We start from the raw sequence: 9374 nt of genomic DNA, 5'->3' as shown, positions 1-9374 counted from the left end.
CAGCAGGGCCCGCCGCAGTCCGGCCCGGCGCAGGGAGCCGTGATGCAGAAGAGCCGGAGGACGCGGAGGTGCCGGGCGAGGGCCGGTCAGCGCTCGTCCCGGACGCGGCGGCGGAGCAGGAACACCGCGCCGACGACCCCGATCGCGGCGATCCCGCCGAGCGTGGCGGCCGCGACGGCCTCCGGGTCGGCGCCGGTCCCGCTGCCGTCCCCGGCCGCGACGGCGCCGCGGGGCACGGCCGCGATCTGGGCGCCGACCCGGTTCGACGACGCGGGCTCGTCGCGGCTCGTGGGCGCCCCGATCGAGCCGGACGAGGTGTTGTAGTCGTGGTTCTCGCAGGCCTGCCGGTCGTCGTCCTCGTCCAGGCGGTCGGGGTCGCTCGGGTTCGCGTCGTAGTGGGCCTGCGCGGCGGCCTGGTCCACGAAGTGTCTGCAGTCCAGGTCCTCCGCGGCGCTCGCGCTCCCGGCCAGCGGCAGGGTCGCGAACAGGGCGAGGGTGACGGCGGCGGTGCTGGTGGCGATGCGGCGGGCGGTGTGCGGACGCGACAAGGCGACCCCTCCTCAGCTGGTGGTTCGGGGGTGACGGGCGGTTCGGGACAGTGACGGGACGCTATCGCCGAGATCACATGATCGACGCTTTTCTCACCCGTCCGAGGATCCCTTGCCCGGGTGCGAGCGCGGAACGTGACACGAGGCCGTGCCGGCCCGACCGAGTACCGTCGAACCGTGACCAAGATCCTCTTTCCGGTGGTCGGCGTCGTCCTCGTGCTGGTCGGCCTCGTGTGGACGCTGCAGGGCGCCAACGTGATCGGCGGCAGCTTCATGACCGGGTCCCGGCTGTGGCTGGTCATCGGCGTGGTCTGCGTGATCGCCGGGGTCGCGCTGGTGGCGCGGGCGATCTCGGCCCGGCGCACCCCCCGGGACTGACGGTTCAGGGGCCCACGGTGAGGACCGCCGTCGAGTGGCGCCGGGACCTGCACGCCCACCCCGAGGTCGGGTTCACCGAGTTCCGCACGGCCAGCCGGATCGCCGGGCGGCTCGTGGACCTGGGTTGGGACGTCGTCACCGGTCCGGGCGCGATGGTCCCCGACGAGCGGCTCGGCGTCCCCGCCCCGGGCGCCCTCGACGCCGCGTACGAACGCGCAGCCGCCACGGGCGGGGACCCTCGCTTCCTCCCGTCGATGCGCGGCGGGCACACCGCCGTCGTCGCCACGTTGCGCGGATCGGGAGCGGGCTCGTCCCTGGGCCTGCGGGCGGACATGGACGCGCTCCCGATCGTCGAGGCGGACGGGCCGGAGCACCTGCCCGCTCGCCTCGGCTTCGGCTCTCTCCACCCCGGCGAGATGCACGCCTGCGGCCACGACGGGCACGTCGGCATGGCCGTCGAGCTGGCCGAACGGCTCGCCGCGGAGAGGCCGCCGGGGGACGTGACGCTCTTCTTCCAGCCCGCCGAGGAGGGGGGCCGGGGCGGCCGGGCGATGGCGCCGACCGGGCTCGCGGACGGCCTGGACCTGTTCCTCGCGGTCCACCTCGGGATCGGCCTGCCGAGCGGCGGCCTGGCGTCCTCGATGGACGGGCTGCTCGCGAACTCCAAACTCCGCGGCCTGTTCCGGGGCGTCGCCGCGCACGCGTCGCTCGCCCCGCAGGACGGCCGCAACGCGGTGCTCGGCGCGGCCGCGGCCGCACTCGCCGTCGCCGGGCTACCGCGGGTCGCCGGGCACGACACCCGGGTCGCGGTGGGCCGGATCAGCGGCGGGACGTCGTCGAACATCGTGCCGGACCGCGCGGAGATCCTGCTGGAGACGCGGGCGGACGAGGGCTCGGTGAACGACGACCTGGAGCAGCGGGCGCGGGCCGCGCTGGAGGGCGCGGCGCGGATGTACGGGCTGGACGTCGACGTCGAGCTGATCGGCTCGGTCACCACCGCCCGCGCGGACGCACCGGCCGTCGGGGTGGTGGAGGAGGCGGCGCGGGCGGTCGGGCTGCGGATCGTCACCCCGGCCGCGGAGGGCGGCGTGGCCAGCGACGACGCCACCGCCCTGATGCGCCGGGCGCAGGCGCATCCGGGCCCGCGGTTCGTCGGCGCGACCTATGTCGGGCTGGGGGCGGACCTCGCCGGGCCGCACCACACGCCGGGCTTCGACTTCGACGAGTCCGCGCTCGCCCCCGGCGTCGACTTCCTGGAACAACTGATCAGGACGCTCCCCTAGGGACCAGCTCGAGGGCGCGGGCCAGCGTCGTCAAGCGCTCGTCGAGGGTCTCCCCGGCGGGGTAGAGCCGGACCGTGTCGACGCCCGCGTCCCGCCACACCCGGAGCCGGGCGCGGACCATGTCCTCCGTGCCGATCAGCGTGGTGCCCAGCACCATCTCGTCCGTGACGAGCTCCGCGGCGCCCTCGCGGTCCCCGCCCTGCCAGCGCTCCCGGACGGCCGCGGCGACGTCCGCCCAGCCCTGCCGGCTGTAGGCGTCGTGGTAGAAGTTCGTGCTCGCCGAGCCCATCCCACCGAGGCTGAACGCGAGCCCCTTCCGCCGTTCCGCGACCATCCCCCGGAGCTCGTCGGGGTCCGCGGCGAACGCGACCTCGGCGCCCTGGCAGACGTCGAGGTCCGTGCGGGTACGGCCCGCGGCCGCGATCCCGGCGTCGAGGTGGGTGAAGTAGGCGGCCGCACCCTCGGGGACGAAGCTCGTCCCCAGCCAGCCGTCGGCGACCTCCCCGGTCAGCGCCAGCATCTTCGGCGACATGGTGGCGAGATAGATCGGGATGCCCGGGTTCGGCGCCGTCGACAGCCGCATCGGCCGGCCCTCGCCGCCCGGCAGCGGGATCTGCTGCGTCACCCCGGCGAACGCGACCTTCTCCCCCGCGAACGCCTGCCGCACGATCTCCACTGTCTCGCGCGTGCGGGTCAGCGGCTTCGCGAACGGCACGCCGTGCAGGCCCTCGATCACCTGCGGACCGGACGGGCCGAGGCCCAGCACGAACCGGCCGTCGGACATGTCCGACAGGGTCAGCGCGACCTGCGCGACGGCGACCGCGGTCCGGATCCCCACCTGCATGACCCCGGAACCGAGCAGCAACCGGTCCGTCCGGGCGGCGAGGTAGCCGAGCACCGACGGGCCGTCCGAGCCCCAGGCCTCGGCGACGAAGGCCATGTCGAGGCCCAGCTTCTCGGCCTCGAGCACGAAGTCCAGGGTCTCCCGGAAGCTGTGGCCGCCCGAGCCCTCGACGGTGGTGGCCGTGCGCATCAGCCCTCGGCCCGTTCCTTGATCGCCGCGAGGGTCGCGGTCATGTTCGCCTCGAACTCCCGCAGCCGGACGAAGACGATCTTCTCCTCCTTGTCCGGCATCGCGTCGATCGCGGCGCTCAGCCCCGAGCGGCCCGGGCCCATCCGCATCCACTCGGTCAGCCGGGTGCCACCGTCCGCGGGCTCGAGCGTGAAGCGCCACGACGCCGCCGGGCTCCCGGGGTCGCCCACCGCCCACCCGAAGACCCGCGGCTCCTCGCACTCGACGACGTGCGACGGCGTCGACCACTCGCCCAGCGCGTCGTGCCTGCTGTACCCCACGAAACAGGCGCCCTCCGCGGGACCGGTGGCGCCGTCCGTCCACTCGACACGCTGCAGCTCGGTGCTCATCGACGGCATCGCCTCGACGTCGGAGACCACCGTCCACACGCGCTCGGGCGGGGCGTCGACCCACGTCGCCACCTCGACCGTCGGGGTGTCCGCGTACCGGGCTCCGGTCCACTCCATGATCAGCGGGCTCCTCGTCGTCGGGACCCTCAGGGTTGCGCAGAGGAATCCAGCTGTCAATCGCGGCCGCCGGCGAGTGGTCCCGGACTCCTCACGCGCTCAGCCCGAAGCCGGCGTCCTCCAGGGACGCCTGCAGCATCTGCAGGATCCGGCCCCGCGTCGGGCCGATGCTCCCCGTCGGCATGCCCATCGCCCGCGCGACCTCCCGGTAGGCCGGATCCGGCTGGCGGAAGAGCCTGCGCACCAGCTCCTGGCGCCGCGGCGGCAGGCCCGCGACCGCCTCGCCGACGGCCGCCCGCTCCTCCCCGGCGAGCAGCAGCGCCTCCGGCCCCGGACCGGCGGCGGGGCGCTCGACCGCGATGTCCTCGCCGGGCAGCTCGCGGTGGGCGCGGCGCAGGAGCGCCAGGCACTCGCGGGAGGTGATCGTCGCCAGCCAGCCGCCGAAGCGTTCCGGATCGTGCAGGGTGTGCAGCCGCTCGAGCACCCGCAGCCAGGTGGTCTGGACGACGTCGGCCGCGTCCGCCTCCTGCAGGCGGTAGCGCGCGGCGACGGCCCGGACGAGGGCGCCGTACCGGGTCACCAGCTCGTCCCAGGCCTGCGGGACACCCCGGCCCGCGGCCTCGACGAGCTCGGTGGTGCTCCGGTCGCCGCCCCTCGTCCGGGCGCGTCCGTTCGCGAGCGGTGACATCTGCTGTCTCCCTCGGCTCGGCCTGGGGAAACGCTAGGAAGAACGGCCGCGGGCGGGATCCGGGTGATCCCCGGGTCGTACCCCGGTTGCCGGGACCGGGTCTCAGGGTGAGCCGACGTCCTGATCCCGTGCCGCGCGCGCCGGCCGGTGTCACGCGCGCGGTCGACCACACGCGTGGCACCGGAGGGTGCGCGTGGGCGCCAGGCGAGGCCGGCACGCCATGATGGGCGCGCCGCCCCGTGATCGGAGACCGCCGTGCGCCGGATCGTCGTCCTCGCCTCGATGCTCGGGGCGCTGTTCCTCGCCCTGGGAACGGGGCTCCTCGCCGGGCCCGGTGTCGCCGCGGCCGATCCGCCCTTCCGGGCCGCGGACCGGGTCACGGACCGGGCCGAGGTGCTCGACGCCGCGGAGCGGGCGCAGGTCACCGGCGCGATCCAGCGGCTCACCTCGGAGTCCGGCTACGACCTGTTCGTGATCTACGTCGACTCGTTCGAGGGGCAGGCCGGGAAGGCCTGGGCCGACCGCGCCGCGCAGCTCTCCCAGCGCGGCGACCGGGACGTGCTGCTCGCGGTCGCGACCGGCGACCGGGCGTACGGGACGTCCTACTCGGACGCCTTCCCCGTCTCGGCGGCGACGACCGACCGGATCGAGACCCAGGACGTCGAGCCGCGGCTGTCCCGAGAGGACTGGGCCGGTGCCGCGGTGGCTCTCGCCGACGGCCTGCGCAGCGGTGGCGACAGCGGCGGGAGCGTCGTCCCCTGGGTCGTCGGGGGCGCCGTGGTCGTGGGTGGCGGGGCGTACGCGCTGAGCCGCCGGCGCCGGAAGGCCACCGGCGACTCCCGGGCCCCCGACGCGCCCGACGCGCCCGCTCCCCCGGCGGACCCGTTCCCCGGCGTCAGCACCGAGGACCTCGGCTACCGCTCCAGCCAGGCCCTCCTCGACGTCGACGATGCCGTGGGAACCTCCGAGCGGGAGCTCGCCGCGGCTCGTGGTCACTTCGGGGACGAAGCCGTCGCCGAGTTCGCCGCAGCCCTGGAGGCGTCCCGGGCGGACATGCTGGCGGCGTTCGAGATCCGCCAGCAGCTCGACGACGAGGTGCCCGAGGACGATCCGGCGCAGCGCCGGATGCACGCGGAGATCCTGCGCCTGGCCACCGCGGCGGACCACCGGTTGGATGCCCAGGTCGAGGCGTTCGACCGGCTGCGCGGGCTCGAGGCGGACGCCCCCGGCTACGTCGACAGGACCGCGGCCCGGCTCGACGCCCTCACCGGGCGGGTGCCGGCGACCGAGGCGACGTGGGCCGCGCTGCGGAGCCGGTACGCGGCGTCCGCGCTGGAGCCCGTTGCGGAGAACATCCCGCAGGCGAGGGCCCTGCTCGACGCCGCGCGCACCGAGGTCGGCGAGGCCCGGGCCGCGCTGGCCGCGCCGAGCCCGGCGCAGGCCGTCGTCGGCGGGCGGGCGGCGGAGGATGCGCTGACGCAGGCCGAGACGCTGCTCGACGGCGTCCCGCGCCGGGAGACGGAGCTGGCCGACGCGGCGACGCGGGTCCCCGCCGCCCGGGCCGAGGTGGAACAGGACCTGGCGGAGGCGGGCGTGCTGCCCACCGTGGACCCCGCGGTGGTCGCCCGGGCCCGGGCCGCCGTCACGTCGGCCGCCGAGGCGGCTGGCGCGGCGCAGCCCGATCCGCTCGCGGCGCTGCACCTGCTCGACGAGGCCGGCACCGCACTCGACCACGCCATCGCCGACGCGCGCGCCGCCCAGGACCGGAACCGGCGGGCCGCGGTGGCGCTGGACCAGGCGCTGGTGACCGCGGGCTCGGCCGTCGCCGCGGCCTCGGACTTCATCGGCACCCGCCGCGGCGCGGTCGGCGCGCAGGCCCGCACCCGGCTCGCCGAGGCGCAGCGACACCTGCAGCAGGCCTCCGGCGGCGGCGACCCGGTGGCGGCGCTGCGCGAGGCGCAGCAGGCGGACTCGATGGCTCAGGAGGCCCTGCGCCTGGCCCAGGACGACGTCTCCCGGTGGTCCGGGCCGGCCGGCGGCGGGCGCAGCGTCGGCGTGGACCTCGGCAGCCTCGTGCTCGGCGGCATCCTCTCCGGTGCTCTCGGCGGCGGAGGCGGGCACCGGAGCGGCGGCGGCTTCGGGGGCGGTGGCTTCGGCGGAGGCGGGGGCCGGTCCCCGGGCAGCTTCGGCGGCTCGTCGAGCCGGGGTCGCCGGGGTGGCGGCGGCCGCTTCTGACCCCTTTTTGACCTTCACGACAAGGGGGCAGGGACGGCGCTACAGCAGGGCGCGGATCGACTTCTCGAACCCCACGACGTGGGCTAGCGCGAGCTCCGCCGCCTTCTCCTCCCGGCCCTCGACGACGGCGCGCAGCAGGTCCGCGTGCTCGTGGACGTGCCCGGGCAACGTCGGCATCCGGCCCATGAACAGCACCCAGATCCGGGTGGCGAGGTTGTCCAGCCGTACGCAGACGTCCTCGAGGTGCGGGTTGCCGGTGGCGCGGTAGATCGTCCGGTGCACCTCGACGTCCGCGCGGAGCAGCGTGTGCGGGTCCGTCGCGTCCGGGTCGAAGGCCGCGACCTCCTCCGCCAGCGCGGCGAGCGCGGCGCGGTCCACGGAGCCGGCGTTGCGGGCGGCGCTGCGCGCGGCGAGCGGCTCGAGCTGCTCGCGGACCTCGGACAGGTGGGCGAGCTCGGTGATGTCCACGGCCGTCGCGAACGTGCCCCGCCGCGGGTACGCGACGACGAGCCGGTCCCCCTCCAGCCGCTTGAGCGCCTCGCGAACCGGGGTGCGCCCGGTGCCGAGCTCCTCGGCCAGCCGCTCGTCGTTCAGCGGCTCGCCGGGGCGGATCTCCAGCATGACGAGCCGGTCCCGGATGGCCGCGTAGGCCTTGTCCGCCAGCGACCCGGTCTCCTGCGCGACGCTCACCGGCACCCCTCCCCGTCGGATCCGCGGGCAGCCTTGACCCCGCCCCATCACGGCGCCTACCGTACCCGGCGACTGATATATCAGTCTACGGATACTCATCCACCAGGCGAGGGGCCCGGAATGACCGACACGACGACGGGCCCGGACGCTCGCCCGTGGCAGCCCCCGGACCATCCGGACTTCCTCTGGCGCACCCCCGAACCGAAGCGCTCGTACGACGTGGTGATCGTCGGCGGCGGCGGGCACGGCCTGGCCACCGCCCACTACCTGGCGAAGAACCACGGCATCACGAACGTTGCGGTCCTGGAGAAGGGCTGGCTGGCCGGCGGGAACATGGCCCGCAACACCACCCTGATCCGCTCGAACTACCTCTGGGACGAGAGCGCCGCGATCTACGAGCACTCGCTGAAGCTGTGGGAGGGCCTCGAGGAGGACCTCGGCTACCCCATCCTCTTCAGCCAGCGCGGCGTCCTCAACCTCGCGCACACCGAGCAGGACGTGCGGGAGAGCTTGCGGCGCGTCGAGGCCAACAAGCTGAACGGGATCGACGCGGAGTGGATCGGCCCGGACGAGGTCGCGAAGATCTGCCCGATCGTCAACGTCTCCTCGGACATCCGCTACCCGGTGCACGGCGCCACCTACCAGCCCCGCGCGGGCATCGCGAAGCACGACTACGTGGCGTGGGGCTTCGCCCGCCGCGCCGACGAGGCCGGCATCGACCTGATCCAGGACTGCGCGGTCACGGGCTTCACGACGGACGGGGACCGGGTCACCGGCGTCCGGACGACGCGGGGGGAGATCGCGGCCGGGAAGGTCGCGCTCTGCGCGGCGGGGCACACGTCGACCCTCACGGACCTGCTCGGCATCCCGGTGCCGATCCAGAGCCACCCGTTGCAGGCCCTGGTCTCCGAGCTGCTGGAACCGGTGCACCCGACGATCGTCATGTCGAACGCGGTGCACGTGTACGTCTCGCAGGCGCACAAGGGCGAGCTCGTGATGGGCGCGGGCGTCGACTCCTACAACGGCTACGGCCAGCGCGGCGCCTTCCACATCATCGAGCGGCAGATGGCCGCCGCGGTCGAGCTGTTCCCGGTGTTCGCGCGGGCCCACCTGCTGCGGACCTGGGGCGGGATCGTCGACGTCACCGCGGACGCGTCGCCGATCGTCGGCCGAACGCCCTACGAGAACGTCTACCTCAACTGCGGCTGGGGCACCGGCGGGTTCAAGGCGACGCCCGGCATCGGCTGGTGCCTGGCCCACACGATCGCCCACGACGAGCCGCACCCCTACGTCGCGCCGTTCGGCCTCGACCGCTTCGTCACCGGGGCGCTCGTCGACGAGCACGGCGCCGCCGCCGTGGCCCACTGAGGAGAGATCATGCAGCTCATCGACTGTCCCTGGTGCGGCCCCCGCGAGGAGGTCGAGTTCCACTACGGCGGGCAGGCGGGTGTCGCCTATCCTGCGGCCCCGGCCGAGCTGTCCGACGAGGAGTGGGCCCGGTTCGTGTTCCACCGCGCGAACCCGAAGGGCCCCCTGCACGAGCGCTGGAGCCACAGCGCGGGCTGCCGCCGCTGGTTCACGGCCGTCCGGGACACGGCGACGTACAGGTTCGAGAAGTGAGCCGCCTCGACGGGTACGGCCGCCTCGACCGCTCCCGCACCCTGACCTTCACCTTCGACGGCGCCACCTTCACCGGCCACCCGGGGGACACGCTCGCGTCGGCCCTGCTCGCGAGCGGCGTCCACGCCGTCGCAACCAGCGTGACGCTCGGCCGACCGCGCGGGATCGCCGCCGCGTGGAGCGAGGACCCGAGCGGCCTCGTGCAGGTCGAGGAGCCCTTCCCCGAGCCGATGCTGCTCGCGAGCACGATCGAGCTGACGGACGGCCTGGTCGCCCGCGGCCTCCCGGGGCGCGGGCGGCTGGCCGAGGTGCCCGACACCGCCCGCTACGACCGCAGGTACACCCACTGCGACCTGCTCGTCGTCGGCGCCGGGCCGGCCGGGCTGCTCGCCG

General features: G+C 75.1%; 11 protein-coding genes. 6 read left to right on the top strand and 5 right to left on the bottom strand.

Translation table 11 applies throughout. The annotated features are described in order from the left end of the window. Nucleotides 1-86: 86 nt before the first annotated feature. The gene (locus JWP64_RS04060; RefSeq protein ID WP_297492392.1) at nt 87-548 is read right to left on the bottom strand and encodes a calcium-binding protein; all 462 of its coding nucleotides are present in this window, start codon (nt 546-548) and stop codon (nt 87-89) included. Between the two features lie 177 nt (nt 549-725). Between JWP64_RS04060 and JWP64_RS04055 the strand changes: the two genes are divergently transcribed. Together JWP64_RS04055 and JWP64_RS04050 are read left to right on the top strand one after the other, a co-directional pair. Then, a complete protein-coding gene (locus JWP64_RS04055) occupies nt 726-926 on the top strand; it encodes a hypothetical protein (RefSeq protein WP_297492390.1) in 201 nt (66 codons plus the stop codon). A 17-nt stretch (nt 927-943) separates the two neighbouring features. Then, on the top strand, nt 944-2209 hold the full coding sequence (locus tag JWP64_RS04050) for an amidohydrolase (protein WP_297492387.1): 1266 nt from the start codon (nt 944-946) through the stop codon (nt 2207-2209). On the opposite strand, the gene JWP64_RS04045 is transcribed toward JWP64_RS04050, so the two are convergent. From JWP64_RS04045 to JWP64_RS04035, 3 genes are all read right to left on the bottom strand, one after another. Next, on the bottom strand, nt 2193-3242 hold the full coding sequence (locus JWP64_RS04045; protein WP_297492385.1) for an LLM class flavin-dependent oxidoreductase: 1050 nt from the start codon (nt 3240-3242) through the stop codon (nt 2193-2195). The genes JWP64_RS04050 and JWP64_RS04045 overlap by 17 nt on opposite strands. Beyond that, a complete protein-coding gene (locus JWP64_RS04040; protein ID WP_297492383.1) occupies nt 3242-3748 on the bottom strand; it encodes an SRPBCC family protein in 507 nt (168 codons plus the stop codon). Before JWP64_RS04040 ends, JWP64_RS04045 begins: the two co-directional genes overlap by 1 nt. A gap of 91 nt (nt 3749-3839) precedes the next feature. Continuing rightward, nucleotides 3840-4436 carry a sigma-70 family RNA polymerase sigma factor gene (locus JWP64_RS04035; protein WP_297492381.1) on the bottom strand — a complete coding sequence of 199 codons (597 nt, stop codon included), beginning with the start codon at nt 4434-4436 and terminating at the stop codon, nt 3840-3842. Between the two features lie 255 nt (nt 4437-4691). Between JWP64_RS04035 and JWP64_RS04030 the strand changes: the two genes are divergently transcribed. After that, nucleotides 4692-6671, top strand: a complete 1980-nt coding sequence (locus JWP64_RS04030; RefSeq protein WP_297492379.1) for a TPM domain-containing protein — start codon at nt 4692-4694, stop codon at nt 6669-6671. A 39-nt stretch (nt 6672-6710) separates the two neighbouring features. Here the strand turns inward: JWP64_RS04030 and JWP64_RS04025 are convergent, their stop codons facing one another. Next, nucleotides 6711-7361, bottom strand: coding sequence for a GntR family transcriptional regulator (locus JWP64_RS04025; protein ID WP_297492377.1), 651 nt, complete (start codon nt 7359-7361; stop codon nt 6711-6713). A 120-nt stretch (nt 7362-7481) separates the two neighbouring features. On the opposite strand from JWP64_RS04025, the gene JWP64_RS04020 reads away from it, so the two are divergent. The 3 genes from JWP64_RS04020 to JWP64_RS04010 form a co-directional block, all read left to right on the top strand. Further along, nucleotides 7482-8729: a sarcosine oxidase subunit beta family protein gene (locus JWP64_RS04020; RefSeq protein WP_297492375.1), complete on the top strand. Its 1248-nt coding sequence runs from the start codon at nt 7482-7484 to the stop codon at nt 8727-8729. Nucleotides 8730-8738: 9 nt separating this feature from the next. After that, the gene (locus tag JWP64_RS04015) at nt 8739-8981 is read left to right on the top strand and encodes a sarcosine oxidase subunit delta (RefSeq protein ID WP_297492374.1); all 243 of its coding nucleotides are present in this window, start codon (nt 8739-8741) and stop codon (nt 8979-8981) included. Further along, on the top strand, nt 8978-9374 hold a 397-nt coding region (locus JWP64_RS04010), incomplete at its 3' end, for a (2Fe-2S)-binding protein (protein WP_297492372.1). The genes JWP64_RS04015 and JWP64_RS04010, both read left to right, overlap by 4 nt.

Origin of the sequence: Pseudonocardia sp. (assembly GCF_025465255.1) — a bacterium.
Classification (GTDB): Bacteria; Actinomycetota; Actinomycetes; order Mycobacteriales; family Pseudonocardiaceae; genus Pseudonocardia.
The sequence above is the reverse complement of the archived record's forward strand: the minus strand, read 5'-3'. Positions and strand labels throughout refer to the sequence as shown.

Bases quoted from the DNA above. Each gene is read 5' to 3' on its own strand.
- JWP64_RS04045 (WP_297492385.1), bottom strand. From the start codon at position 3,242: ATGCGCACGGCCACCACCGTCGAGGGCTCGGGCGGCCACAGCTTCCGG.
- JWP64_RS04020 (WP_297492375.1), top strand. From the start codon at position 7,482: ATGACCGACACGACGACGGGCCCGGACGCTCGCCCGTGGCAGCCCCCG.
- JWP64_RS04035 (WP_297492381.1), bottom strand. From the start codon at position 4,436: ATGTCACCGCTCGCGAACGGACGCGCCCGGACGAGGGGCGGCGACCGG.
- JWP64_RS04040 (WP_297492383.1), bottom strand. From the start codon at position 3,748: ATGGAGTGGACCGGAGCCCGGTACGCGGACACCCCGACGGTCGAGGTG.
- JWP64_RS04015 (WP_297492374.1), top strand. From the start codon at position 8,739: ATGCAGCTCATCGACTGTCCCTGGTGCGGCCCCCGCGAGGAGGTCGAG.